Origin of the sequence: Chryseobacterium sp. SC28, assembly GCF_003932955.1 — a bacterium.
Classification (GTDB): Bacteria; Bacteroidota; Bacteroidia; order Flavobacteriales; family Weeksellaceae; genus Epilithonimonas.
This window is the reverse complement of the sequence record NZ_QOVY01000019.1, coordinates 16342-40884: the sequence shown is the minus strand read 5'-3', so window position 1 is coordinate 40884 and position 24543 is coordinate 16342. Positions and strand designations below refer to the sequence as shown.

The 24543-nt window shown below is 39.8% G+C and carries 27 protein-coding genes and 5 tRNA genes; 21 read left to right on the top strand and 11 right to left on the bottom strand.

Going from position 1 to position 24543, the window contains the following annotated elements:
* Window positions 1–7: 7 nt before the first annotated feature.
* From DTW91_RS10480 to DTW91_RS10465, 4 genes are all read right to left on the bottom strand, one after another.
* Window positions 8–523, bottom strand: coding sequence for a hypothetical protein (locus tag DTW91_RS10480; RefSeq protein WP_125203330.1), 516 nt, complete (start codon window positions 521–523; stop codon window positions 8–10).
* An 80-nt stretch (window positions 524–603) separates the two neighbouring features.
* Window positions 604–2859, bottom strand: coding sequence for a TonB-dependent siderophore receptor (locus DTW91_RS10475; protein ID WP_125203329.1), 2256 nt, complete (start codon window positions 2857–2859; stop codon window positions 604–606).
* A gap of 142 nt (window positions 2860–3001) precedes the next feature.
* The gene (locus DTW91_RS10470) at window positions 3002–4894 is read right to left on the bottom strand and encodes an ABC-F family ATP-binding cassette domain-containing protein (protein WP_125203328.1); all 1893 of its coding nucleotides are present in this window, start codon (window positions 4892–4894) and stop codon (window positions 3002–3004) included.
* 201 nt (window positions 4895–5095) lie between these two features.
* Window positions 5096–5956, bottom strand: coding sequence for a glycoside hydrolase family 25 protein (locus DTW91_RS10465; protein WP_125203327.1), 861 nt, complete (start codon window positions 5954–5956; stop codon window positions 5096–5098).
* A 156-nt stretch (window positions 5957–6112) separates the two neighbouring features.
* On the opposite strand from DTW91_RS10465, the gene DTW91_RS10460 reads away from it, so the two are divergent.
* Window positions 6113–6763 carry a hypothetical protein gene (locus DTW91_RS10460; protein ID WP_125203326.1) on the top strand — a complete coding sequence of 217 codons (651 nt, stop codon included), beginning with the start codon at window positions 6113–6115 and terminating at the stop codon, window positions 6761–6763.
* A gap of 81 nt (window positions 6764–6844) precedes the next feature.
* Here DTW91_RS10460 and DTW91_RS10455 read toward each other — a convergent pair whose 3' ends face one another.
* Both DTW91_RS10455 and DTW91_RS10450 read right to left on the bottom strand, forming a co-directional pair.
* Complete coding sequence (locus tag DTW91_RS10455; RefSeq protein ID WP_125203325.1) at window positions 6845–7429, bottom strand: DUF3109 family protein; 585 nt, start codon at window positions 7427–7429, stop codon at window positions 6845–6847.
* Between the two features lie 12 nt (window positions 7430–7441).
* Complete coding sequence (locus DTW91_RS10450; protein WP_125203324.1) at window positions 7442–8347, bottom strand: DUF6427 family protein; 906 nt, start codon at window positions 8345–8347, stop codon at window positions 7442–7444.
* Between the two features lie 43 nt (window positions 8348–8390).
* On the opposite strand from DTW91_RS10450, the gene DTW91_RS10445 reads away from it, so the two are divergent.
* Complete coding sequence (locus DTW91_RS10445; RefSeq protein ID WP_125203323.1) at window positions 8391–8624, top strand: hypothetical protein; 234 nt, start codon at window positions 8391–8393, stop codon at window positions 8622–8624.
* Window positions 8625–8711: 87 nt separating this feature from the next.
* Here DTW91_RS10445 and DTW91_RS10440 read toward each other — a convergent pair whose 3' ends face one another.
* From DTW91_RS10440 to DTW91_RS10425, 4 genes are all read right to left on the bottom strand, one after another.
* Window positions 8712–9155, bottom strand: coding sequence for a universal stress protein (locus tag DTW91_RS10440; RefSeq protein ID WP_125203322.1), 444 nt, complete (start codon window positions 9153–9155; stop codon window positions 8712–8714).
* 81 nt (window positions 9156–9236) lie between these two features.
* Window positions 9237–9845, bottom strand: coding sequence for a fumarylacetoacetate hydrolase family protein (locus DTW91_RS10435; RefSeq protein ID WP_125203321.1), 609 nt, complete (start codon window positions 9843–9845; stop codon window positions 9237–9239).
* Between the two features lie 75 nt (window positions 9846–9920).
* A complete protein-coding gene (locus tag DTW91_RS10430) occupies window positions 9921–10685 on the bottom strand; it encodes a 3'-5' exonuclease (RefSeq protein WP_125203320.1) in 765 nt (254 codons plus the stop codon).
* 55 nt (window positions 10686–10740) lie between these two features.
* Window positions 10741–11454, bottom strand: a complete 714-nt coding sequence (locus DTW91_RS10425) for a CDP-alcohol phosphatidyltransferase family protein (protein ID WP_125203319.1) — start codon at window positions 11452–11454, stop codon at window positions 10741–10743.
* Window positions 11455–11723: 269 nt separating this feature from the next.
* Between DTW91_RS10425 and DTW91_RS10420 the strand changes: the two genes are divergently transcribed.
* The 13 genes from DTW91_RS10420 (at window position 11724) to nusG (ending at window position 18032) form a co-directional block, all read left to right on the top strand.
* Window positions 11724–12143, top strand: coding sequence for a DUF2147 domain-containing protein (locus tag DTW91_RS10420; protein ID WP_125203318.1), 420 nt, complete (start codon window positions 11724–11726; stop codon window positions 12141–12143).
* A gap of 189 nt (window positions 12144–12332) precedes the next feature.
* Window positions 12333–13316 carry a pyruvate dehydrogenase complex E1 component subunit beta gene (locus tag DTW91_RS10415; protein ID WP_125203317.1) on the top strand — a complete coding sequence of 328 codons (984 nt, stop codon included), beginning with the start codon at window positions 12333–12335 and terminating at the stop codon, window positions 13314–13316.
* Window positions 13317–13665: 349 nt separating this feature from the next.
* Window positions 13666–13863 (top strand): 30S ribosomal protein S21, encoded by a 198-nt coding sequence (rpsU, locus tag DTW91_RS10410; protein ID WP_125203316.1) that lies wholly within the window; start codon window positions 13666–13668, stop codon window positions 13861–13863.
* Between the two features lie 76 nt (window positions 13864–13939).
* Complete coding sequence (locus DTW91_RS10405; RefSeq protein ID WP_125203315.1) at window positions 13940–14836, top strand: tyrosine-type recombinase/integrase; 897 nt, start codon at window positions 13940–13942, stop codon at window positions 14834–14836.
* A gap of 45 nt (window positions 14837–14881) precedes the next feature.
* Entirely contained in the window at window positions 14882–15175 is a 294-nt protein-coding gene (gene hpf, locus DTW91_RS10400; protein ID WP_125203314.1) for a ribosome hibernation-promoting factor, HPF/YfiA family, read from the top strand.
* Between the two features lie 117 nt (window positions 15176–15292).
* Window positions 15293–15366, top strand: a tRNA-Thr gene (locus DTW91_RS10395).
* A 22-nt stretch (window positions 15367–15388) separates the two neighbouring features.
* Window positions 15389–15469 (top strand) — tRNA-Tyr (locus DTW91_RS10390).
* 86 nt (window positions 15470–15555) lie between these two features.
* Window positions 15556–15628, top strand: a tRNA-Gly gene (locus DTW91_RS10385).
* A gap of 38 nt (window positions 15629–15666) precedes the next feature.
* A tRNA-Thr gene (locus DTW91_RS10380) sits at window positions 15667–15738 on the top strand.
* A 202-nt stretch (window positions 15739–15940) separates the two neighbouring features.
* Window positions 15941–17128 (top strand): elongation factor Tu, encoded by a 1188-nt coding sequence (gene tuf / locus DTW91_RS10375; RefSeq protein ID WP_125203313.1) that lies wholly within the window; start codon window positions 15941–15943, stop codon window positions 17126–17128.
* A 55-nt stretch (window positions 17129–17183) separates the two neighbouring features.
* Window positions 17184–17254: transfer RNA gene (locus DTW91_RS10370), tRNA-Trp, on the top strand.
* Between the two features lie 13 nt (window positions 17255–17267).
* The gene (secE, locus tag DTW91_RS10365; RefSeq protein ID WP_125203312.1) at window positions 17268–17471 is read left to right on the top strand and encodes a preprotein translocase subunit SecE; all 204 of its coding nucleotides are present in this window, start codon (window positions 17268–17270) and stop codon (window positions 17469–17471) included.
* Window positions 17472–17489: 18 nt separating this feature from the next.
* Window positions 17490–18032 (top strand): transcription termination/antitermination protein NusG, encoded by a 543-nt coding sequence (gene nusG, locus DTW91_RS10360; RefSeq protein ID WP_125203311.1) that lies wholly within the window; start codon window positions 17490–17492, stop codon window positions 18030–18032.
* Between the two features lie 54 nt (window positions 18033–18086).
* Here the strand turns inward: nusG and DTW91_RS10355 are convergent, their stop codons facing one another.
* Entirely contained in the window at window positions 18087–18935 is an 849-nt protein-coding gene (locus DTW91_RS10355) for an AraC family transcriptional regulator (RefSeq protein ID WP_125203310.1), read from the bottom strand.
* Window positions 18936–19057: 122 nt separating this feature from the next.
* Here DTW91_RS10355 and DTW91_RS10350 point away from each other — a divergent pair, with 122 nt between their 5' ends.
* From DTW91_RS10350 to rplL, 6 genes are all read left to right on the top strand, one after another.
* Window positions 19058–20287, top strand: coding sequence for an MFS transporter (locus tag DTW91_RS10350; RefSeq protein WP_125203309.1), 1230 nt, complete (start codon window positions 19058–19060; stop codon window positions 20285–20287).
* Window positions 20277–21764, top strand: a complete 1488-nt coding sequence (locus DTW91_RS10345) for a trehalase family glycosidase (RefSeq protein ID WP_125203308.1) — start codon at window positions 20277–20279, stop codon at window positions 21762–21764. The genes DTW91_RS10350 and DTW91_RS10345 overlap by 11 nt, the downstream gene beginning before the upstream one ends.
* A 193-nt stretch (window positions 21765–21957) precedes the next feature.
* Complete coding sequence (gene rplK, locus DTW91_RS10340) at window positions 21958–22401, top strand: 50S ribosomal protein L11 (protein ID WP_125203307.1); 444 nt, start codon at window positions 21958–21960, stop codon at window positions 22399–22401.
* An 11-nt stretch (window positions 22402–22412) separates the two neighbouring features.
* Window positions 22413–23105, top strand: a complete 693-nt coding sequence (gene rplA, locus DTW91_RS10335; RefSeq protein ID WP_125203306.1) for a 50S ribosomal protein L1 — start codon at window positions 22413–22415, stop codon at window positions 23103–23105.
* A 17-nt stretch (window positions 23106–23122) separates the two neighbouring features.
* Complete coding sequence (gene rplJ, locus DTW91_RS10330) at window positions 23123–23764, top strand: 50S ribosomal protein L10 (RefSeq protein WP_125203305.1); 642 nt, start codon at window positions 23123–23125, stop codon at window positions 23762–23764.
* Between the two features lie 48 nt (window positions 23765–23812).
* Window positions 23813–24184: a 50S ribosomal protein L7/L12 gene (gene rplL / locus DTW91_RS10325; RefSeq protein ID WP_125203304.1), complete on the top strand. Its 372-nt coding sequence runs from the start codon at window positions 23813–23815 to the stop codon at window positions 24182–24184.
* Window positions 24185–24543 lie beyond the last annotated feature (359 nt).

Sequence of the window (24543 nt, the reverse complement as noted above, 5' to 3'; positions counted from 1 at the left end):
TTAGTTTTTACAAAAACGTCAAAAACAAAGCAACAGCAAAACCAATCGCCGCGAAGATCATTCCCTTTCTAAAAATCTTGGACTTTGGCGGGAACATCCAGAAGCTGGATAAGACAAAAAAGAAAAGCGATACTCCAAAAAATGTGTTCAGTGGTGAAAGCGGATTTTTGGATTCCGCTTTGTGAAGCTTTGTCATTTTGTCCCACACAAACGGCAACTCCTTCTTGCTGTATTGGGCTTCGCCGGTTTTTCTATTGTAAGTGCCTTGTTTGAAGTACATTAGGTCACCTTCCGTTCTTTCTACTTCAAAACCTTTTATTTTGATCTCCTTGCCCAGTTTTTTCGGCGTCAGATTGGGCTCGAATTTTTTCTCGTATTTATTTTCTTTCTTGAGAAAGTCGGTATCTCTATAAATCAGGAGGATGCCGCTGATGGAATAAACCACCATAATGCCGGCTAAAAAATAGCCCAGATAGCGGTGTACGATTCTCATAAAAGTTTTGGTGTTCTTTATTTTGTCCATTATTATATTAATTTCATTTTAGAAAATACAAATTTGCAATTGGTCGGCGATTATGAAAGATGAATGTTGGAAATTAGAATTTACAGTTTATAACTCAAGGTCAAATAATAATTTCGGGGCATTATCGGATTGACGGAATAGTTCTCGTGAACCGTGTAATTCTCGGTATCGAAAAGATTTCCAATCTTCCCTTGTATCAGGAATTTTTTGCATTCGTAACCTATCGATAAATCGAAGATATTGTAATCTTTCAGCTTGAAAATCCTCGAAACGCCATTTCTTGCTTCCAAACTGTTGGCTCCTGTTTTGGTGTCATTCCAGCCAGCCAGCCTATCGCCGATGAAATAGTAAGTTCCGCCAACTTTGAGACCCTTAATCCATTGGTCAAAAGTGTAGAAAACAGAGCCATTCACCGTGGTTGCTGGCGTTCTCACGGCTCTTTGGTTTTCTACATAGCCAAAAAGTTCGGGCGTATCTTTGTACACTGCGTGGTTATAGGAAAATCCAGCGATGAGGGAAAGATTTTGGCTTGGATTGCCGGTAATGTCTGCCTCCACACCTCGGCTAAGCAATTGTCCCGCAAACTCCTTGATATTGGCATCACTATTCGCCTCGCCGTTGCTCAGAAATTGAGCTTGCTGATAGAAATTTCTGTTCAGGATTTGATAAGCTGTGATATTGAAAGCGACAGCATTTCTCCAGATATTTTTTTTGATTCCCACTTCAAACTGGTCGATGATGCTGGGTTGCAATCCTGAATCCGTTGAGACATCGCGGCCTGTGTTTGGAGAGAAGGAATTGGTGTAGGTGGCAAATAGGGATAGATTATCATTGGGGACAAACACCAAGCCTGCTTTTGGCGAAAACGCTCGGTCAGCCGTCGCAGAATTATCCTTCCCGATTTTGGAATTGCTTAAAAAATTGGTCACCAAAGTGGTTTTGTTTTCTAAATAGGAATATCGGAGCCCGGCAAGCACTTTCCATTTTTCGGTAAGGCTGATGAAATCCTGAGCATAAAAGCCGATTCTTCTTGTGGGGATTCTGGTTTTGTCATATTTGTTGGAACTTGGCATCATGCCTCCCTTCCAAGAATTGGGGTCATCCAGATAAACATAGCCGCCCGCATCGCCGTTGGTTCCAAAATAGTAGGACGTTCCGTAAACCGCATTGTTTCTGTTGGGGTCGTAATACGTATACGAATCAGATGTCAAATAATCAGCATCTGCACCCATTAAAATTTTGTGATTGACTTTACCCGTGGAGAATTCACCATTGAGGTTGACTTGCGCACTGTTGTAATTTTGCTCGTTGTAGGTTCTGTTGAGATTTCTTCGCCATCGGTATCGGTTGTTGCTTAGAGTCCAAGTCGTGCGTTCTGTAGAGAAATAATCTTTGGTGTAGTTTTGATAGCTCACGACCGCGTTCAAAGTCCATTTTTCATTAAACTGATGATTGAGAATGATGTCTGAAGCAGCCTGCTCAATTTTTTGATATTGCCATTCCGTACCAAAGAAGGTGCTGATCGGGCTTATCGTGTTTAGCGAATAGCTTTTATCAGGATTTTCCAAAGTTCCGAGTCCAAAATCGGGCGTAAAGTTGTTGCTGAGGTAATCGGCTTCTACGATAATCTGCGTTTTGGAGCCGATATTGAAAGCAAAGGAAGGGTTGAAATAATATTTTTCAGAATTCACAACATCACGAAAGCTGTTTGCCTTCTCGTAAGTGCCGTTCACGCGGAAAGCTATTTTGTCTGTCAACGGTCCGTAAAAATCCACCGTCGGTTTATACACATCCCAACTTCCTGCCGAGAAACCCAGCGTGCCGCCCGATTTGAAGAGCGGTTTTTTGGTAATCATATTAATAATGCCGCCGGCCGCCACATTTCCGTACAGCAAGGCAGTGGCACCTTTCAGCACTTCCACACGTTCCAAGCCCGAGACTTCCGGGTTCACGCCGCTGTTGATTCGCGCCCCGTTTTTAAAGATATTTTCTGAACCAAATGTAAATCCTCTGCCGCCAAAACTCGCTTGAGAATTTCCTCGAGACGAGGTCACGTATAGTCCATTAACATTCTGGATCACTTCCGAAAGTTGTCTCATTTGCTGCTGCTCGATGATCTCGTGGGTCACAATAGAAATCGGCTGCGGATTTTCCATTGTCGTAAGATTCGATTTGGAAGTTGATATTTTTGCCCTGTTTGGGTTGTCCGTTTTATGCAGAGCGACGTCTTCGATCTGTTGGATTTTGATGGTATCGCTTTCTTTGGGCTTGCCTTTTTGAGCAAATTGAGACAGGGAAATCAGTACACAGCCGGACACTAAAAATCGCTTTATCATAGTTTATTTAGAATTATTAAAAACAAGTGCAAATGTAAAATAAATGTTAAGATTTGCAAATATTATTTTAATTAATTCTAAATAAGATTAATAAATAATTGTAAGATATTGATTATTAGATGATTTAAAAATATGATATTTGTTAGTTTTCCTGCAATTCCAGCCAGCGAAGTTCCAGATTTTCCAACTTTTCAGAAATTTCTTTCAAATCGGAAGAAAATTTAGCGATTTTGTCATAATCGGTTTGATCACTGATTTGCTCCAGAATTTTGTTTCTTTTTTCTTCCAGCTTCGGCATTTCTTTCTCGATGGTTTCCAACTCGTTTTGTTCTTTGAAAGATAATTTCTTTTTGGATATGGAATTTGTCAGCACCGCAGCAGAACTTTCCTTTGGAGCTTCAAGCTTTTCAACTTTTGGAGTTTCAGTTTTCGGACTTTTCTCTTCGCTCTTAAGATTTTCTCTATACTCGGAAAAGTTCCCTACAAATTCCTTGATTTTACCGTCGCCTTCAAAAGCCAAAACGTGATCTACAATTCTGTCCATAAAATATCGGTCGTGAGAAACGATGATTAAACTTCCCTGGAAATTCTGCAAAAAGTTTTCAAGAACCGTCAAAGTCGGTAGATCCAGATCATTTGTAGGCTCATCAAAAATCAGAAAATTCGGGTTTTGATAAAGAATGTACATCAAGTGCAAACGGCGTTTTTCTCCTCCGGAAAGTTTTGAAATCGGCGAATATTGCGTTTGGTCATCAAACAAGAATAACCTTAGAAACTGAGAAGCAGAGATTGTTTTTCCATTAGCCAAAGGGAAATTCTCTCCAATTTCTTTAATAAAATCAATGACGCGCTCGTCTTCTTTATATTGAAGTCCTTTCTGGGCGAAATATCCGAATTTAATCGTCTCTCCGGTTTCAATCTCGCCAGAATCTTGAGGCTCCAAACCTTGAATAATATTAAGCAAAGTAGATTTTCCGGCACCATTTTTCCCAACGATCCCCACTTTCTCACCTCTTTGAAATTGATAAGAAAAATCTCGGAACAAGACTTTCTCTCCAAAACTTTTATTAATATTCCGAAGTTCCAGGATTTTGTTTCCCAGTCTTTTCATTTCGAAATCCAATTCCAAAGTTTGTTTTCGCGTGTCGGTTTTGGCTACTTTTTCCGTTTCGTAGAAGTCGTCTTGGCGGGATTTTGATTTCGTGGTTCTCGCTTTGGGTTGCCTTCTCATCCATTCCAATTCCTTTCTGTATAGGTTGTTGGCTTTGTCGATTGTCGAGTTCAGATTGTCTTCGCGGATCATTTTGTTTTCAAGATAAGTCGCATAACTTCCGTTGTGGAGATAGAGATTTCCGTCTTCCATTTCCCAGATTTTATCACAAACGGCATCCAGGAAATAGCGGTCGTGCGTCACAAGAAGCAAGGTTATTTTCGCTTTACCGAGATAATTTTCCAGCCATTCTACCATTTCCACATCCAGGTGGTTGGTCGGCTCATCCATAATCAAAAGCGTGTGGCGATGTTCCGCTCTGGTTTCTGTCAGGAGTTTTGCCAACGCAATTCTTTTGATTTGTCCTCCGGAAAGCGTTCCCATTTTCGCAGATAGATCTGTGATTTTCAGCTGAGTAAGAATCTGTTCCATTTCATTTTCCAGATCCCAGGCTTTGTGGATTTCCATCTCAGCCAAAGCCGTTTCCATATCATCCGGATTCTCCGAGGTCAAAGCGTGATGGTACTTTTTCAAAGCGAGAATAGGCGCAGAATCCAAAGTCATCATAAATTCTTCGACAGAAAGTTTGGGGTCAAAGTCAATTTCTTGGTCGAACAAAACAACCTGAATGTCTTTGTTAATAACCACTTCGCCGCCATCCGCGATTTCTTTTCCCATCAGGATTTTCAGAAGTGTTGATTTTCCGCTTCCGTTTTTGGCAACGATGGCAATTTTGTCGCCTTCGTTCACGTGGAAGCTAATATTTTTGAACAGAACTTTGACGCCGTAAGATTTGCTAAGATTTTCTGCAGAAACGTAATTCATTTTTGGATGGATAAATGAGGAATATTATTTGAGTTGCAAAAATACGGATTTGCCATCCGTAAAGCGATGCTTTTGGGAAAAATGAGTACTAATTTCTTACGCTATAATTCAAAATATGCAAAGTTGCTTCGCAGGCGTACCGGTTGAAAGGGCAGAGGAACTTTGTAAAGATGTGGAAGAGTTTTTGAAGAATTAGAAATTCTAATCAATCGTCAGCATTTTCAAACTCCAAAGATTTCCATTGTAAATATCAAGATCTACTTTGGAATTAATGCCATAAACAATGCCATTTTCGGAGAATTGCCAAAACTGAAATTCGTCATCCGGAGAGGGCATCGGCACATCATTGTAATTTGCCAGCCAAAGCGGATAATCATCGAATTTGCCTTTCAAGTAATCTTTGTAAAAGTGATAATAGGTGTAGATAATTGGTTTTTCGCCATAGGTTTCTTCCATTATTTTGATCCAAATTTTGAGATCAGAAACCAATTCTTCTTTCGACTTTTTTCTTGGCGCTTTTTCTATATCGAGGATTGGAGGCAGATCTCCCGATTCCAATTTCGCGACGGAAAGGTAAGAATTGGCCTGCATCACAGGATCTTCGTCCGGACGATAAAAATGGTAGGCACCGCGGATCAAATTATGGGCCTTGGCCGTTTGCCAGAAATGGTCAAAATAGGCGTCCAGCTTTCGGTTTCCCATACTGGCTCGCAGAATCACAAACTTCAAAGGAATAGTCCGGTTGCCGATGCTGAGGCTGTCCCACTGGATATCTTCTTTTTTTTGATAATGAGACAAATCGAAACCGAAAGTTTGGTTGGCATACAGCCCCACGATTCTGTCTATTCTCGCGGTTTCCCATTCGGTATTGCTAAGATCTTTATGTTGAAAGCGTTTGCCGAGGTAATAGGAAAAATAATAGCCGATCTTTTGTCTGAGATAAAATCCCGTTGCAAGCAAAGAAAACGCAAGTATGATGAGGAGAATCCAGCGCTTTTTGAGGAAGGCCTTTTTTCTTCTTTGATGAATACTTCTCTTTCTTTTTAGAGTTCCAATAGCCATAGGTTTTGCAAAAATATCATTTTTTCGTTATAGGTTTAAATCGATTTTGGCCGATTCCGTCTTGAAAATATCAATCGATTATTTAAAATTATTTGAAAATGAAAGCAATGTACTCAGAATTTAGTTACTTTTGTTTAAGAAAAATTGACGTTAATTATGAAAAGAATTATTTTGACATTTGCGCTTTCTCTGATGATAGTTGCCACTATGTCTGCCCAAGCATTGCCAACGGCCAAACAAATTATAGATAACTATGTTACCGCCCTCGGAGGTAAGGAAAAATTGGAATCTGTAAAAACACTTTCTATGAAAAATACCATCAGTGCGATGGGGATGGAGTTTGAAGGAAAAACCATCAAGAAGGACAACAAATATAAATCGACCCAAGACATCATGGGACAAGAGTGGGTGCAGGTTTTTGATGGCGAAAAGGGCTATGCCAACCAAATGGGTCAGAAAGCAGACTTTCCGGAAGACCAGATTGCGAAACTGAAAACATCGAAAGTGATAGAAGCGCTCGGACTGGATCCGGCGAAAATGAAAACGGTGGAGAAAATACAGTTGGAAGGCAAGGATTATTATGTGCTGACTTCTGACGACTCCAAATATTATTTTGATGTGACAACAGGATTGCTTTATAAAACAGAAAGTGCAAAAGGAGGTGCTACCATCATTAAATATACAGATGTGGACGGCATCAAATTCGTTGAAGAGATGACGATGGATATGGCGGGGCAAGAAATCAACGTGAAGAACTCGGATATCAAAATCAACCCGCCAATTTCCGATGATGAGTTTAAATTATAATTTATTTTTACAGCTTAAACTTAGAAAAAGAGAATCCCAATCAGGATTCTTTTTTTTTGTAAAATAGTGAGGCTAAATTTTTTATGAATTGTATTCCTTTTCCCATTCTTCTGCCGCCTCGCACAGGGTTTTGTAGAACTCTTCGCCGTATTTTCGGATGAGCGGTTCTTTCAGAAATTGATAGATCCTGACCTGCAATTCTTTTCCCAAAGTACAGGCATCATTGCAGATATCCCACTCGTGATAATTGAGCGCGGTGAAGGTTTTGTATTCGTTCACACGGATAGGGTAGAGATGGCAGGAAATAGGTTTTTTCCAATCGATGGCGCCATCTTCATAGGCTTTTTCGATGCCACATTTGGTGACTCCTTTTTCATCAAAAATCACGTAAGCGCATTCGCTTCCGTTTACCAAGGTGGTGACGTAGCCCCCGTCATACGGATCTACGACCCAAGTTCCCAATTCTTCGATGGCTTGCACGCCTTCCGGCCGTAAATATGATTTTATTTTAGGGAAAATTTCTTCCAGAATGGCCAATTCTTCTTTATCCAGCGGAGCACCGGTGTCACCATCCACGCAGCAAGCGCCTTTGCATTTGCTGAGGTTGCAAACAAAGCTTTCTGAAAATATATCTTCGGAAATCAGTTTATCATCAATTTGAACCATCCTACATCCAATTTAGTAATGTACAAAAATAGCAATTTTAAATGCTGCCAGACAAAAAACCACCATCCAAAGTCCTAATTCCTGCATCCAATACTTAGGTAGGAAAAGAAGCATTCTGCTGATAATAATGCTCGTTGGCAAAGCCAATAGTAAAAGATACTCGTACTGAACCCCCATATAGAAAATGATGGTAATCAATTGAGCCAAGGAAAAGACGAGCACAAAAGTATATTTGTACCGGCTGATCGGGCTCTTTTCGTTGTAATGTTTGAAATGATCTGCGAGCGCATAGAGGATCATCACAATAATAGGAATCAGAAAGTATAAAGGATCATAACTTTTTGGCATTTCAAATGAGATTGAAAATGGAAAAAAGGAACTGTCCCAAGTGGTGTATCCAATCAGATACATCAATCCAAAATAACACAGCACGATAAGTATTGAACCAAATAACAGGCGGAACAGATTAAGACCAACTCTTGCAGAAGTGCCTATGATATGAAAAATCACGAAGACGGTCATTGGCCAGCTCGGCGGAAAAACCAGAAATGTGAACGCTAAAAGCGCGCCTACAAGCATATAGGAACTTTTTCGCAACTGATCGTTCTGGCTCGTCAAAATCAGCAGTACAATTGAACTCGTCAAAAAAGTGATGCTGAGTCCCATATCTATGGTGCCGTCGTAGAATGCTGCCACAAAAAGCGTGTAGAGAAAGAGCGGAAGATGCGAAAACCGATTGAGTGCTATGGTGTTGAATAAAAAATATCCCAAGCTGATTCCTGTAAACGTAATAATGGTCGAAATGACATTGATGCTTTTGAAATCCAACAGGTTAAGCGAGAGGAAAATCAAAAACAAAAATCCGATATACGCGGGTACAGAAAAAATATTGCTTTCTTTTGAAAGTAATCGAAACATTTTTTATAAATTTGTGCAAAGTTAATTTAAATAAAGAAAAATTATGACATCTTTCTGGTTGGCGTTGAGTGATGCTTTCAAATGGTCTTTCGGATTTTTTGATCTTTTTGGAAATGTTCTCAATTGGGTATTATTTCTTGTAGCAATGGGATTTTTCGTTTACTGGTGTTATGTTTTGGTAGTGAAGCTGGGCGGCCAAGAAGACAGAGAATACCACTCTCCCACAGAAGGAAAACATCCTTATTACGATCCCAAAATTTATAAAAACGAAGGTTAAAAAATCATTCGAGTTGTCATCACTAAAAACCCGTCCTGTTTCTCGCAAGATGGGTTTCGTATTTTTTTTCTCCCTTCAAGCCTTCCCTTAATTTTCATCGTGACAAGGAACCACCAAAACCGGAATCTTAGATTTTTTGGTAATTTCTTTCGTCAGACTTCCGATAAAAACATCATAGAAACCACTTCTTCCGTGCGATCCTATCACGATGTAATCAGCAGAGTTTTCAGCCGCATATTCCAGAATCGTGTCGCCCGGGATGCCTTGTTTCAAAATATGAGAGCACTGCACGCCGTTGGCAAGCACTTTTTCTTGCAGTTTATGAAGTTCTTTTAATTCGTATTTCATTTCGTTTTCCTCTACTTCCGGAAAATATTGGAAACCCATATCGCCGATAACGAATCCAATATCGGCAGCAGCAACGTGTATCAATAGGATTTCCGCATTGATTTCCTTAGCGAAACCGATGGCGTAATCCACTAATTGGTTGGAACTGTCGGAAAAATCGACAGGTAAAATAATTTTTTTCATAACCTATAGTTTATATTAAAAAATGAGCAAAAATGTAGCCATTGTCCTTGGCGCAAAACTGATAACCGTCAACAATTTTGATTATTGAATCCTGAGAGAAAAGAGTTTTTTCTCCTCCAAAAATGCTTCCAACAAATCGTTTTCTAAAACTTGTCCCACGCCCTTTGGCGTGCCGGTAAAAATCAAATCGCCCACTCGCAAAGTGAAATATTGGGAAGCAAAAGCGATAATATCCGAGAAACTGAAAATCATGTCGCCTGTATTGCCGTCCTGAACTTTCTCGCGATTTTTCGTTAATGAAAAATTAAGGTTTTGCAAATCATAATTTTCTTTCGATACAAAATCCGACACCACCGCCGATCCGTCAAATGCTTTGGCTAATTCCCAAGGCAACCCCTTGGCCTTCAGCCTGCTCTGAATGTCTCTGGCAGTGAAATCGATGCCCAAAGCAATCTCTTCGAAATGAGCCGCAGCATTTTCTTTCCGGATATATTTCCCACCTTTCGAGATTTTCAGCACCACTTCCAATTCGTAATGGATGTCCTCCGAAAATTCGGGAAGGTAAAAATCAGAGCCTTTTTTCAGGATTGCCGTATCGGGTTTCATAAAAATGACAGGGTCCTCGGGAATATCGTTTCCCAATTCTTTCGCGTGCTCGCCATAATTTCTTCCAACGCAGATAATTTTCATAAGATTAATGTCATAATTTAATAGTCTATCAATGTAACAATCGCTTGCATTGTTAAATTTTTAAAATTGCTCTATTTAGAACCTCGACTTCAACTGGATTTTGGTAAATATCTTTTTGGTATAAAGCGGAAAATCAGCACTTTGAAGCCAGCCGTAGTAGCCCAGATCTTTTTGGAAAACCTCTTTTACCACCTGCCCTTTGTATTTTCCGAACGCAAAAATCTCTTCGTCTTTTTCATTAAAATGAATCATCCCGGCCAGATCGGCAAACCGGTTGTGGAAAGACAGTTCGCTCAAACCGGCCACTTCATTAGGCAAATCCTCGTAATGACCAACCTGCGCATCCAAGACTTCGAAGGTTGCCAAAACATCCGCTTCGGCAGAATGCGCGTTTTCCAAAGTTTTTTGACAATAAAAATTGTACGCCGCGGAGAGATTTCTGGGCTCCAATTTGTGATAGATCGTTTGCACATCTACGAGTTTGATTTTACTCAAATCGAAATCAAAACCTGCACGCAAAAACTCTTCTGCCAAAAGCGGAATGTCAAACCGGTTGGAGTTGAATCCGCCGAGGTCTGCCCCCGCTATCATCTCCATAATTTTTGGCGCAATTTCTTGGAAAGTAGGCGCATTGGCGACATCTTTATCATAAATGCCGTGGATCGCCGAGGATTCTTTGGAAATTGGCATTTCCGGATTTACGAGCCAAGTTCTGCTTTCTCGGGAAGCATCGGGATTCACTTTCAGAATACAAATTTCCACGATTCGGTCTTTGCCGATCCTGGTTCCCGTGGTTTCCAGATCGAAGATGCAAAGTGGTTTATAAAGTTTTAAGTTCATTTATTTATAATTTGATGAATGATTATTCTAATTTCTAATTTCTAACTTCTCATTTCTACTTCAGTTGGTTTTGAAAAATTAATGAAATCAAAATGTAATAGAGGATGATTAAAGGAATTCCGATGGTTTTGAAAATTAATAAAATCAAAATACCACCGATTAACAAAGCCAGTTTTGGATAATTATCTTCTATTTTTTTGGATTTGAATTTCATTGCAATCATTTTGATGGGACTGATGAGAAGCCAAGATGAAAGAACGGTTAGCGCCAACAAATAAAATGCACGATCGAATAAAAAACCAAACGTCCCCGTTTCTTCGAATGCGTAAAATAATCCAAAAATCAAAATGGTGTTGCTCGGCGTATTCAAACCTTTGAAATAGTATTGTTGCTCCTCATCTAAATTAAAAATCGCTAATCTGAGACAAGAGAAAAGCGTGATGAGAAACCCAAAATATTTGATTTCAAACGGTAATTCGATTCCCAAAAAATGGTTTCCGAAAGGTTCCAACATTTTCATCATTGCAACTCCTGGCAGGAAACCGAAGCTTACAACATCTGCCAAAGAGTCCAACTGCGTACCCAGATTACTGCCGGAATTCGTAGCTCTGGCAATAAATCCGTCGAAAAAATCGAGAACCAATGATATGATGATGCAAATGGCCGTGGTTTGATAATCGCCACTTAGTAAATGAACAATCCCGACGCAGCCCGAGAAAAGATTTCCCAAAGTAAAGGCATTGGCAAGATTGTTTTTGATGAATGTCATAGCGCAAAAATAGCAAATTTGTCTGTGTTTTGGTTGCTCCAAAAATTATTAAGTGGAGAGGCGGCATCAAGCGCGCAGAATTGTCAATTTTTTTTCAAAATTAATCTCTGTTTAAAAGCAGTCTTGTCCTTATTTTTTAAACCTATGCTCTGTATAGCAAAAAATATTTGCCGGATTGAAATTAATTTATACATTTATCAATGTTAATTTAAAGTTAACAATATAAAATGTTTATCTAACCAAAACCAAACTAAAAAAATAAAAAGACAATGAAAAAATTAATTACAACCTTCGCCCTGTCGCTAATCGGCGTGCTGTCGTTTGCGCAAATCGAAGGAAAATGGAAAACCATCGATGACGAAACCGAAAAACCAAAATCCATCGTCGAGATTTGGAAAAAACCCGATGGGAAATATTATGGGAAAATTGTACAGTTGCTTTCAAAACCTGAAAATGCCAACTGCGTGGCGTGCAAAGATGACCGGAAAAATAAACCTTTAATCGGTTTGGAAATTATACGCGGCCTCAAAAAAGAAGGCAACGAGTTTACCGGCGGTACCATCACCGACCCGAAAAAAGGCAAAACGTACAAATGCACCATTACCCGCAACGGCGACAAGCTGAACGTGCGAGGCTACCTCGGCATCTCGATGCTTGGCAGAGACCAGACTTGGTATAAGGTGAACTAACCGGCATTGATATTTCTTCTAACAACAAGCTTCCCTATCGGAAGCTTTTTTTGTTATGCAAATAATAAAAAAATTAATACTTTTGTATTTCGAAATTTAGTCAGAAATCATTTTTCAATACCATAAAATGATCTGAGGAAGCAGTCAGCAATTCTAATTTCGTCAACAAAAAAATCATAACATTATCAAATGAAAGAATATACATTTCGTGAAGTAATTGCTCAAGCAATGAGCGAGGAAATGCGTAAAGACGAATCTATCTTTCTCATGGGAGAGGAAGTTGCAGAATACAACGGTGCCTACAAAGCATCCAAAGGAATGCTGGACGAGTTTGGCCCCAAAAGAATCATCGATACGCCCATCTCAGAGCTTGGTTTTTCGGGAATCGCCATAGGATCCGCAATGAATGGAAATCGTCCGATAGTAGAATTTATGACGTTCAATTTCTCGCTCGTCGCGATCGATCAAATCATCAACAACGCTGCTAAAATCTACCAGATGAGCGGCGGCCAGTGGAATTGCCCCATCGTTTTCCGCGGCCCCACCGCTTCTGCAGGGCAATTGGGCGCCACGCACTCGCAAGCATTCGAAAGCTGGTACGCCAACTGCCCGGGTCTCAAAGTGATCGTCCCCTCCAATCCTTATGATGCAAAAGGACTTTTGAAATCGGCAATCCAAGACAATGATCCGGTAATTTTTATGGAATCCGAGCAGATGTACGGCGACAAAATGGAAATTCCTGAGGAAGAATACTACATCCCGATCGGAAAAGCTGATATCAAAAAAGAAGGAAAAGACGTCTCCCTCGTCTCCTTCGGCAAAATTATGAAATTGGCATTGCAAGCCGCACAAGATCTCGAAAAAGAAGGCATTTCCGTAGAAGTGATCGATCTAAGAACCGTCCGTCCGTTGGATTACGACACCATTTTAGAATCGGTGAAGAAAACCAACAGGCTGGTCATTTTGGAAGAATCCTGGCCGTTTGCCTCCATCTCCACCGAGATTACCTATATGGTTCAGCAGAAAGCCTTCGACTATCTGGATGCACCCATCAAAAGGATTACCACGCCCGATGCGCCCGCGCCGTATTCCGCACCGCTGTTCGCAGAATGGTTCCCAAAAGTGGAAAAGGTAAAACAAGAAATCAAAAAAGCACTTTACATCAAAGCCTAACAACCAACTCCCGGATTCGGGAGTTTTTCGTTTTTAGAAGAATTATTTAGGAGCTTCATCCCGCTTTCCGTTGCAATCTTTTTCTTTTTTTTTTTGAAAAAAAGAAAAAGGATTTCCACTGCAATCGGGGCTATGGTTTTTGTCATCCCATCAACATTTATTCAACATCAGACAAGATTTAACAATTTGCGCAAGCCGAGAGACTTCAAAAAACTTAGCAGAGTTTTTACTTGGCATCCAATATTATTTTGAAAGGATTGTTAGATCAATTTTGGTAAATTAACTTTACAAAAAATTTGCGCATTAACAAATAATTCCTATTTTTGCAATCCAAAATGAGATGTAAAATATGTTAATAATTCCAGTAAAAGACGGAGAGTCTATCGACAGAGCTTTAAAAAAGTACAAAAGAAAATTCGATAAAACCAAAGTGGTAAGAGAACTCAGAGCGAGACAGCAATTCATCAAACCATCGGTACTTTTGAGACAGTCGAAACTAAAAGCAGCTCATAAGCAAAGAAACTTGAGCAAAGACGAACAAGCTTAGTTTTTTTAGAAAAAAATATAACATAAATCACTTCCGAATTTCTATATTTGGAAGTGATTTTGCATTTTTAGAACCTATGATAGAAAGATTTCTGGATTACATTGCGGTAGAAAAGCGATATTCTCCGCACACCATCATTACTTACAGAAAAGACCTGTCGGATTTCTCGGCTTTCGTTTTGAAAACGGAGGCCACCGATGATGTGGTTCACGTTCATAAAAAAGTCATAAAAAATTTTATCATAGAACTCAGCAATTCCGGACTGAGCAAAAGAAGTATCAACAGGAAGTTATCGACTCTCCGAAGTTTTTATCTTTTCATATTGAGATTGCAAGAAATCAAAGTATCGCCAATGGAAACCATCGAGTCGCTAAAGTTCTATCCCGAAAAAAGGATTCCGTTCTCATTACAAGAAATGAACTTGATGGAAACAGAAATAGAAGCGCAAGGGACAATGACACTTCTGGAAAAACTGATTGTAGAAACGCTCTACCAAACGGGGATCAGAAAGGCAGAGCTGTGCAATCTTCTTCTGCAAAATGTCGATTTTTCTGCCAAACAAATAATGGTCATCGGAAAAGGCAACAAAGCCCGAATCATCCCCTTATCGGATGAGTTGCTCTCCGATTTCAAAACCTATCTTGCCGTGCGCCTTCCCGAGCGCGAAAACCAGCATTATTTTTTTGTTAATAAAAAAGGAAAAAAACTGGGCGAAAAGTTTGTCTATTCGGTCGTTAATAGGTATTTTAGTCTTGTGACTTCCAAGCAGATCAGGAGTCCGCACATTTTGAGACACACTTTTGCAACGCACGTCCTGAATGAAGGCGCAGAAATTTCAAAAGTTCAAAAGTTGATGGGTCACGCCAGCATGGCCAGCACGCAAGTCTACACCGGTGCGAACATAGAAAAGCTGAAAGAAGTTTATAAAAATGCACATCCCCGAGAAACTAAAAAAAACGATAATATGAAGTAAGCTTTACAATTTTTTTTATTGTTTAACCATTTAAAAACAGATGTTATGAAGATTACAATTCAGAGCGTAGGTGTTACACCGCACGAACCATTGAAAGAAAGAATTGAAAAAAAATTGAGCAAGTTGGAAACTTTTTACGACAAGATTGTAGAAATCGCTGTCTACCTGAAAGTCGAAAACACATCAGAAAAAGAAAATAAAACCACAGAGCTGGTAGTGAAAGTTCCCGGCGATGATATTGTGGTGAAAAAGACCTGCGCAACGTTTGAGGAAAGTTTGGATGAATGCTTTGATACAGCTAAGAAACTGCTAATCAAGAAAAAAGAATTGGCACTTTAAAAATAAATAAAAAAACGTTTAATTTATTTGTAGATTTCAAAAAAGTATCTCATATTTGCACTCGCAAAACTGAAACGACTGCAGTGTAGCGGGCAAGAAGTTTTTTGAAATCTATTTGCCTCCATAGCTCAGCTGGCCAGAGCACGTGATTTGTAATCTCGGGGTCGTGGGTTCGAATCCCTCTGGAGGCTCATTGATACCACAATATTGAGAGGGGAGATACCAGAGCGGTCAAATGGGGCTGACTGTAACTCAGCTGCTTCGGCTACGTAGGTTCGAATCCTGCTCTCCCCACTTTTTATTCAAAGATTTTTGCCAATTTGAAAATTTATTTTTAGATTTGCAGACCGTTTGCCAACGTTTTTTGGAAACAAAGAATTGCGAAAGTAGCTCAGTTGGTAGAGCGTCAGCCTTCCAAGCTGAATGTCGCGGGTTCGACCCCCGTCTTTCGCTCAAAATCACAAACCTTTCGGAATGTGATTTTTTTTTAGGCCGACTTAGCTCAGGGGTAGAGTGCTTCCTTGGTAAGGAAGAGGTCACGGGTTCAAATCCCGTAGTTGGCTCAGGAAATCCCGAAAGTGTTCGGGATTTTTTTATAATCCGAGATTAAATTTATAATTTTGTGCTCGGAATATGACGATTAAAAATCGAGCTTAGTACTGAGTATCAAAATTTTAAAAATCCAATAAAATTATTTTTGATATTCAAAAAATCGTTATATTTGCAAACCAAAAAAATAATTAATTAATTAATAAATATTAAATCATGGCAAAGGAAACGTTTAATCGTAACAAACCCCACTTGAACATTGGTACTATTGGTCACGTTGACCATGGTAAAACTACACTTACAGCGGCAATCAGTAAAGTATTAGCTGATAAAGGATTCGGAACAGCAAGAGATTTCTCTTCTATCGATTCGGCGCCAGAAGAAAAAGAAAGAGGTATCACTATCAATACTGCTCACATCGAATACGAAACGGCCAACAGACATTATGCGCACGTAGATTGTCCGGGTCACGCGGATTATGTAAAAAATATGGTAACCGGTGCTGCACAGATGGATGGCGCTATCTTGGTAGTTGCTGCCACAGATGGACCAATGCCGCAGACCAGAGAGCATATCCTGCTTTGTCGCCAAGTCAATGTACCAAATGTACTTGTTTTTATGAACAAGGTAGATATGGTGGATGACGAAGAGTTATTAGAATTAGTAGAATTAGAAATCCGAGATCTTCTATCTTCTTACGACTATGATGGAGAAAACGCACCAATCATCCAAGGTTCTGCCTTAGGAGGATTGAACGGTGATCCAAAATGGGTTGCAAAAATCGAAGAATTGATGGATGCTGTTGATACTTGGATCGAACTTCCGGTAAGAGATCAGGACAAACCATTCTTGATGCCAATCGAAGACGTATTCTCTATTACGGGTCGAGGTACTGTTGCAACAGGTAGAATCGAATCTGGAGTGATCAACACCGGAGACCCTGTGGACATCGTGGGTATGGGTGATGAAAAACTAACTTCTACAATCACCGGTGTGGAGATGTTCAGAAAAATCCTAGACAGAGGAGAAGCCGGAGACAACGTAGGTTTACTATTGAGAGGTATTGAAAAAACCGACATCAAAAGAGGAATGGTAATCGCTAAGAAAGATTCTGTGACACCACACAAGAAATTCAAAGCAGAGGTTTACATCCTTTCTAAAGAAGAAGGAGGCCGTCATACCCCATTCCACAACAAGTACCGTCCGCAGTTCTACGTTAGAACGACCGACGTTACCGGTGAGATCTTCTTACCGGAAGGTGTAGAAATGGTAATGCCTGGAGACAACTTGACAATTACAGTAGAACTGTTGCAACCAATCGCTCTCAACGTGGGTCTTAGATTTGCGATCAGAGAAGGCGGAAGAACAGTTGGTGCAGGTCAAGTAACCGAAATCTTAGATTAATAAGACCAACATTTATAGAAGTTCCGTAAGGAGACTTACGGAACTTTTTTAATCTACGGGCATCGTCCAATGGTAGGATACCGGTCTCCAAAACCGTTGATCTGGGTTCGAATCCTAGTGCCCGTGCAAAAAGAAAATCATGAGCTTAGTCGAATTTTTAAAGGGTTCTTATACAGAATTTAAAGATAAAGTAGAGTGGCCAAAATGGGCCGAGTTGCAGTCCTCAACTATTGTGGTCTCTGTGACAACGGTGATCTTGGCTTTATTGACATTTGGCGTGGATTCTTTCTTCAGCGTGACGATCAAGAATTTTGTGGCGACGTTTATTAATTTGTTTAACTAATCCAAAATTACTTTCCTCATGAGCGAATCGAAATGGTATGTGCTGAAAGCTATTAGCGGACAGGAAAATAAAGTGAAAAACTATATTGAGAACGAAATCCAGAGATTGAATATGCAGGACTACGTTACCCAAGTAGTGATTCCTATGGAAAAAGTGATGCAGATCCGAAACGGCAAAAAGGTACCAAAAGAAAAACCCTATTATCCAGGTTATCTGATGATAGAAGCAGATCTGGTGGGCGAAGTACCGCACGTCATCAAAAATATACCGGGTGTAATTTCTTTCCTTAGCCTTACCAAAGGGGGAGAGCCCGTGCCGATGAGGAAGTCTGAAGTCAACAGAATGCTCGGAAGAATGGACGAACTTTCCGAATTCGCTACCGATGTAGAAATTCCTTTTGTCGTGGGCGAAAATGTAAAAGTAATCGATGGACCTTTCAACGGATTCAACGGCACCATAGAAAAAATCCTCGAAGACAAGAAAAAAGTTGAAGTTTCGGTTCTGATTTTCGGCAGAAAAACCCCGATGGAACTCAGCTTTATGCAGGTAGAAAAAGTATAAAAATATTTTACAAAAAATCATAATAGCCATCTCGTCTTAGACGCGGTGGTTTTTTTATTTCAACAATTCGTTGGTAAAGTCGGTAGGCGTCTTGCCCATATATTTTTTGAAGGTTCTGCTGAAATAAGAGATGCTGTTGTATCCCGTTTCATAGCAGGACTCCGACACACTTTTGCCTTGCACAATCAGATGGCACGCCTTGTGAATCCTGTACTGATTGATGAATTCCGTAAAGGTAAGCTTAGTCGTTTTTTTGAAAAAATTACAAAAAGCCGGTAAAGTTAAATTGGCCATATTAGCAACCGCATTAATATCGATCTCTTTTTCATAATTTTTTTCTACAAACGTAAAAATCGTCTGCAGTCTTTCCTTGTTTTTAGAGATTACGGTGTGTGGCATGATTTCTTTATTCAATAGGATATAATCGTGGGTCTCTGCAAGTTCAAAGAGAATATTGAGAAGAACGAAATATCGTTTAGAATTTTCAGTTTCCAGTATTTTATAAAATAACGGCTGGATTTTCTGTTTCACTTTGTGACCGAATAGTATCCCGTATTGGGCTTGGGACATCAATCTGATTAGTGACGACATTTCTTCCACTTCCTTTGGAAACGTCACAATCTCTTCCTTGAACTGCAACACAATCTCTTCGTGCGGATCTGCAGAATCGACTCCAAATCCGGAATGCGGAATATTAGATCCGATCAACACCAGATCGCCATCCTTATAATTGCTCTTATGATAACCCACGTTGCGGCTCCCGGTGCCTGAAATCACACAAACCAGTTCTATTTCGGGATGATAATGATATTCCCAACGATGATCTTTTACCGGGAAATTGACATGCAATGCGCGAAAAGACGAGTTTTTATCGGCAAATACCGTTTCATAAAATACCTTCATTGCTTTAATTATTAATTCCGTTAAATATAATAATTTATATTAATGAAGTGCAATGAATGATTTATTATGTTAAATTAATGTAAACATAACGTTAATACATTTGTTTTATTCAACATACATAAATGAAAAATCTTGGGCTGAAGCTGATCCTGTTTATCAACTATTTTGTTTTTGCCGCTTTGCTAAACAGCGTTGGACTGCTAATTCAAAAATCTCAAAATGTTTATGGGATTTCTGCATCCAAGGCCAGTTTGCTAGAACCGGCGAAGGATTTGACTATTGCAGTAGTGGCCTTTCTGATTGGCTCTTTTTTACCCAAATTAGGTTATAAAAAAGGAATGCTCATCAGTTATGCTTTGGTATTTCTTGGTTGTTTTATTATGTATTTTGGCAATTCTTTTTGGAGTGTCATTTTACTGTTTGCTTGCACCGGATTTTCATTTGCCATCATCAAAGTGTCGGTTTTGGCATTAATAGGCGTCGTTGCAGAGAACGAGAGCGATCATCAATCCTTTATGAGCTACATAGAAAGTGTCTTTATGCTGGGAATTGTTTTCGCATATATCATTTTTCCCATGTTCTATAGTGAGACGGATCCCAACGCTTGGCTGGATGTTTATCTGATTTTGGCAAGTCTCATCGCGGTGGTTTTCGTTTTCATTTTATTTTCCAAATTCAATCTGCCTGCTGTCGAAACTTCAAAATCCACGCTTGATGAGTTCAAAGATATGATTCAGCTGATGAAAAGACCTTTGCTGATCCTATTTGCAGTTTTTGCATTTATGTATGTGATGACGGAGCAAGGCATTATGTCTTGGCTGCCAACTTTTAATCAAAAAGTACTGCATTTGAGCGAAAAATTGGCAGGTCAGATGGCGGTCATTTTGATGCTTTCGATTGCTTTTGGAAGGTTCGTTTCAGGGATTATCGTCAAGAAAATCCATTGGTATATTTATCTTACCGTTTGTTTGCTTTGCGCAGCATGCCTCGTCATTTTCGTGCTTCCGCAAGCCTCCAACCTTGCCGTGACAGAAATTAAAAATCTGAGCGATGTTCCTCTGATCGGATTTGTTTTTCCTCTGATCGGATTATTTTTGGCACCAATCTATCCATTGATCAACTCCACCATTCTGAGTGCAACCGAGAAACACTGGCACAGCGCAGTGGCGGGGATTCTCACCTTTTTTTCCGCATTTGGCGGAACCTGCGGCTCGATGATTATCGGATATCTTTTTCAGAATGTTGGCGGACACAAAGCCTTTTATTTTTCCCTCATTCCGATGACGGTGCTTATGGTCGTCATATTTTTCATTAACAAAATAGATAAAAAATCAAATATAAATGCAGCCTAATTTTTACATAGAAGAAATTTTTGATTTGTTTGATGCCGTTCAGAAGTCTAAGATTTTTGAAGATCAAAAAGTAATGGCAGACGCCATTCCATTATTTCCTGTTCCGGAAATTAATGAAAAGTACGCCTCAGAAAAAGGGAAAAACGACTTTCATCTAAAAGAATTTGTTTTGAAACATTTCAAATTCAATCAGACGGAGCCATCTATTGATAAAGAAGAGAAATTGCCAATAGAAACTTACATCGAAAAGCTTTGGGATGAACTTACCAGAACCGCTGATGAAGACCAAGGAACATTGCTGAAACTTCCTAAGCCCTACATCGTTCCGGGCGGGCGGTTCAACGAATTTTTCTATTGGGACAGCTATTTTGTGATGCTGGGTCTGCAAGTTTCGGGCAGGATAGAAATGATGAAAAATATTATTGAAAACTGTGCTTACCTTATCAATAAATTTGGATTCGTCCCCAACGGCAACCGGACTTACTTCCTCTCCCGCTCGCAGCCACCCTATTTTTCTTTGATGTTGGATCTCTTGGCAGAAGCTACCAAAGACAAGACTGTCTATTCCCAATATTTTGAAACAATGGAAAAGGAATATCGGTTCTTGATGGACGGTGCAGAAGAAATAGAAGCCCATAACCAATACAGGCGAGTGGCAAAAACAAAAGAAGGCGATGTCCTCAACCGATATTTTGATGATAAAAATGCGCCCCGTTGGGAAAGTTATAGAGTCGATCTGGAAGTTGCCGCTGATTCAGGCAATCCCGAATTTCACCGAAATGTGCGGGCAGCCTGCGAATCGGGTTGGGATTTCTCCAGCCGATGGTTTGCCGATGGCCATTCTATGAAGACCATCTACACATTAAGCCTTGCCGAGGTAGATGTCAACTGTCTTCTTTGGCATTTGGAAAGTACGTTGGCAAAGGCGTCAGAACTTCAAAATTTCGAAGCAAAGAAAAATTACTATCGTCAAAAAGCAGATATCAGAAAAAAAAATATCAACCAATATTTCTGGAGCGAGGAAGATAAAATCTACAAAGATTACAACATCGAAACCGAAGCGCATACTTTTTCAGAACATATAGGAACACTTTATCCCTTGTTTTTCAAATTATCAACAGCAGAACAGGCGAAATCCGTTGCAGAAACTATAACTGAAAAATTTTTGAAAAGCGGCGGTCTGATCACAACGACTAAAGAATCCGGACAGCAGTGGGATTCCCCAAATGCTTGGGCGCCCTTTCAATGGTTGGGATATGTAGCGATGCGCAATTATGGATTTGATGATCTTGCAGAACGAATAAAGAATACTTGGTGTACCAATGTAGAAAGAATTTATGAGCATACAGGAAAGCTGATGGAAAAATATGATGCGATAGATACGGCTCATATTGCAGGCGGCGGAGAATATCCTAATCAGTACGGATTCGGGTGGACCAACGGGGTTTATGTAAAATTAAAAAACGACTACGAATAATAAAATAGTAACGTCGATTCTGAATTACAATCAATAGAAATTTCTAAAAATCAACAGATTCCACTTGCTATTTCAAAAATAATTTATACTTTTGCAGTCCGAAATATAAGTCTTCTATTATGCTTAAGGGACTTATATTGAATAATTAATGCTTCCACATTCAATTATTTATTAATCAAATTAAAACATTAAAATGGCTAAAAAAGTCTTTAAAATGGTAAAACTTCAGGTGAAAGGTGGCGCTGCCAATCCTTCTCCACCAGTAGGCCCGGCGTTAGGTTCTGCCGGGGTCAACATCATGGAGTTTTGCAAACAATTCAACGGTAGAACGCAGGACAAACCCGGCCAGGTTCTTCCGGTGGTAATCACGGTGTACGAAGACAAATCTTTTGAATTCATCATCAAAACTCCGCCCGTTGCCATCCAATTATTGGAAGCTGCAAAGCTGAAAAGCGGTTCCGGAGAACCCAATAGAAACAAAGTAGGTGCTGTATCGTGGGCGCAGGTTCAGAAAATCGCAGAAGACAAAATGGGAGACCTCAATTGCTTCACACTAGAACCAGCAATTTCGATGGTAGCCGGTACCGCAAGGTCTATGGGACTGAGAGTAACAGGAACGAAACCAGCTAACGCTTAAAACTTAAAGAAATGGCAAAATTGACAAAAAAGCAAAAAGAAGCTTTAAGCAAAGTGGAAAAAAATAAAATTTACAATCTGGACGAAGCAGCGGCTTTGGTAAAAGAAGTAAATTTTGCAAAATTCGACGCATCGGTAGATATCGCGGTCAGGCTGGGCGTAGACCCAAGAAAAGCAAACCAAATGGTAAGAGGTGTCGTATCGCTGCCTCACGGCACCGGCAAAGACATCAAAGTTTTGGCTTTGGTAACGCCCGACAAAGAAGCAGAAGCGAAAGAAGCTGGTGCAGACTATGTGGGTCTTGACGAATATTTACAAAAAATAAAAGACGGTTGGACCGATGTGGATGTGATCGTGACGATGCCTTCCGTTATGGGGAAATTAGGACCTTTGGGTAGAGTATTAGGACCAAGAGGTCTGATGCCAAACCCAAAATCCGGAACGGTAACGATGGACATCGGAAAAGCGGTAGCTGAGGTGAAAGCCGGTAAAATCGATTTCAAAGTAGATAAATATGGAATCATCCACGCAGGGATTGGTAAAGTATCTTTCGATGCTGCTAAACTTAAAGAAAATGCACAAGAACTGATCTCTACATTGGTAAAATTGAAACCAACAGCAGCCAAAGGAACTTATGTAAAAAGCATCTATCTGTCTTCTACGATGAGTCCCGGAATTGCAATCGACACAAAATCTGTTAACTAATTATAATCCTAAAGACAATGACAAAAGACCAAAAAGTTGTAGCAATACAAGAGATCAAAGACTTGCTTCAGGATGCAAAAGTAGTTTATGTAGCAGATCTTGAAGGTTTGAACGCTTCAAAATCTTCTGATTTCAGAAGACAGGCTTTCAAACAAAATGTGAAAGTAAAGGTAGTGAAGAACACCTTGCTTCAAAAAGCAATGGAGCAAATCGAAGGTGTAGATTATACCGAGATGTTCGAAACTTTCAAAGGAAATACCGCATTGATGATTGCCGAAACGGCTAACGCTCCGGCAAAATTGATCAAAGATTTCCGTAAGAAAGACGAAAAACCGGCTCTTAAATCGGCATTCGTGCAGGAAACATTCTACATTGGCGATGAGAACTTAGACGCCTTGGTAAGCATCAAGTCCAGAGAAGAAATGATCGGTGAAATCATCGGGTTGCTTCAGTCTCCAATTCAAAGACTTGTTTCTGCGCTACAAAACAAAGCTGAAACAGTAGAAGCCAAAGCAGAAGTAGCGGCACCTGCTGCACAGGAAGCGAAAGCTGAAGAAACACCTGCGAAGGAAGAATCAAAAGCAGAAGAAACGCCCGCCAAAGAAGCTCCCGAAACTCCAACGGCAGAAAGCAAGGAAGAAACGCCTGCTGCTGAATAATGACACTCAAAAAAATAGATAAATAATCAACAAAAAAACATTACAACAATGTCAGATTTAAAAAACTTAGCGGAAACGCTTGTAAACCTTACGGTAAAAGACGTAAACGAGTTAGCTACTATCCTTAAGGATGAGTACGGAATCGAGCCGGCTGCTGCTGCAGTAGCTGTGGCCGCAGGTGGTGCTACAAGTGAAGTAGCAGAAGAAAAAACAGAATTCGACGTAATTCTTAAAGCTGCAGGTGCATCTAAACTTGCAGTTGTGAAATTGGTAAAAGATCTTACCGGTGCAGGCCTTAAAGAAGCTAAAGATATGGTAGACAGCGCGCCTGCTCCTATCAAACAAGGTATTTCTAAAGACGAAGCAGAAGCGCTTAAGAAACAACTTGAAGAAGCTGGTGCTGAGGTAGAATTGAAATAATTCTGGTTTACACAAATATTTAAAACTCCTAAATTTACATTTGGGAGTTTTTTTATGCCATGGGATTTGCAGGCTACAAAATTAATTTGTACATTCGCAAAATCTTTTGGCGCGACTTAATTAAATATTTCAAATTGATAAATACTCTTTCATAATAATGGAAGGGCATTTCGTGTTTTTGTGATATATCAAAATCAAGCCTCAAGAATTAAAAATATTTTGCACTACACCGTGAAAAGATATACCGGTGTTGCAGTTAGGAAGAATCAAGAATAAAGTAAAAAGAGCCAAGGACTCACGTGCGCGCCAAAACACTTTTTCCTTTTTCCTTTTATCTTGTTTCTTACATTTTTCCTGAT

Bases quoted from the DNA above. Each gene is read 5' to 3' on its own strand.
- hpf (WP_125203314.1), top strand. From the start codon at position 14,882: ATGAAGATTACAATTCAGAGCGTAGGTGTTACACCGCACGAACCATTG.
- nusG (WP_125203311.1), top strand. From the start codon at position 17,490: ATGAGCGAATCGAAATGGTATGTGCTGAAAGCTATTAGCGGACAGGAA.
- DTW91_RS10480 (WP_125203330.1), bottom strand. From the start codon at position 523: ATGGACAAAATAAAGAACACCAAAACTTTTATGAGAATCGTACACCGC.
- DTW91_RS10465 (WP_125203327.1), bottom strand. From the start codon at position 5,956: ATGGCTATTGGAACTCTAAAAAGAAAGAGAAGTATTCATCAAAGAAGA.
- DTW91_RS10455 (WP_125203325.1), bottom strand. From the start codon at position 7,429: ATGGTTCAAATTGATGATAAACTGATTTCCGAAGATATATTTTCAGAA.
- rplA (WP_125203306.1), top strand. From the start codon at position 22,413: ATGGCAAAATTGACAAAAAAGCAAAAAGAAGCTTTAAGCAAAGTGGAA.
- DTW91_RS10405 (WP_125203315.1), top strand. From the start codon at position 13,940: ATGATAGAAAGATTTCTGGATTACATTGCGGTAGAAAAGCGATATTCT.
- DTW91_RS10425 (WP_125203319.1), bottom strand. From the start codon at position 11,454: ATGACATTCATCAAAAACAATCTTGCCAATGCCTTTACTTTGGGAAAT.
- rpsU (WP_125203316.1), top strand. From the start codon at position 13,666: ATGTTAATAATTCCAGTAAAAGACGGAGAGTCTATCGACAGAGCTTTA.
- DTW91_RS10355 (WP_125203310.1), bottom strand. From the start codon at position 18,935: ATGAAGGTATTTTATGAAACGGTATTTGCCGATAAAAACTCGTCTTTT.
- DTW91_RS10420 (WP_125203318.1), top strand. From the start codon at position 11,724: ATGAAAAAATTAATTACAACCTTCGCCCTGTCGCTAATCGGCGTGCTG.
- rplK (WP_125203307.1), top strand. From the start codon at position 21,958: ATGGCTAAAAAAGTCTTTAAAATGGTAAAACTTCAGGTGAAAGGTGGC.
- DTW91_RS10345 (WP_125203308.1), top strand. From the start codon at position 20,277: ATGCAGCCTAATTTTTACATAGAAGAAATTTTTGATTTGTTTGATGCC.
- DTW91_RS10430 (WP_125203320.1), bottom strand. From the start codon at position 10,685: ATGAACTTAAAACTTTATAAACCACTTTGCATCTTCGATCTGGAAACC.
- DTW91_RS10460 (WP_125203326.1), top strand. From the start codon at position 6,113: ATGAAAAGAATTATTTTGACATTTGCGCTTTCTCTGATGATAGTTGCC.
- DTW91_RS10475 (WP_125203329.1), bottom strand. From the start codon at position 2,859: ATGATAAAGCGATTTTTAGTGTCCGGCTGTGTACTGATTTCCCTGTCT.
- rplL (WP_125203304.1), top strand. From the start codon at position 23,813: ATGTCAGATTTAAAAAACTTAGCGGAAACGCTTGTAAACCTTACGGTA.
- DTW91_RS10445 (WP_125203323.1), top strand. From the start codon at position 8,391: ATGACATCTTTCTGGTTGGCGTTGAGTGATGCTTTCAAATGGTCTTTC.
- secE (WP_125203312.1), top strand. From the start codon at position 17,268: ATGAGCTTAGTCGAATTTTTAAAGGGTTCTTATACAGAATTTAAAGAT.
- DTW91_RS10470 (WP_125203328.1), bottom strand. From the start codon at position 4,894: ATGAATTACGTTTCTGCAGAAAATCTTAGCAAATCTTACGGCGTCAAA.
- tuf (WP_125203313.1), top strand. From the start codon at position 15,941: ATGGCAAAGGAAACGTTTAATCGTAACAAACCCCACTTGAACATTGGT.
- rplJ (WP_125203305.1), top strand. From the start codon at position 23,123: ATGACAAAAGACCAAAAAGTTGTAGCAATACAAGAGATCAAAGACTTG.
- DTW91_RS10450 (WP_125203324.1), bottom strand. From the start codon at position 8,347: ATGTTTCGATTACTTTCAAAAGAAAGCAATATTTTTTCTGTACCCGCG.
- DTW91_RS10350 (WP_125203309.1), top strand. From the start codon at position 19,058: ATGAAAAATCTTGGGCTGAAGCTGATCCTGTTTATCAACTATTTTGTT.
- DTW91_RS10415 (WP_125203317.1), top strand. From the start codon at position 12,333: ATGAAAGAATATACATTTCGTGAAGTAATTGCTCAAGCAATGAGCGAG.
- DTW91_RS10440 (WP_125203322.1), bottom strand. From the start codon at position 9,155: ATGAAAAAAATTATTTTACCTGTCGATTTTTCCGACAGTTCCAACCAA.
- DTW91_RS10435 (WP_125203321.1), bottom strand. From the start codon at position 9,845: ATGAAAATTATCTGCGTTGGAAGAAATTATGGCGAGCACGCGAAAGAA.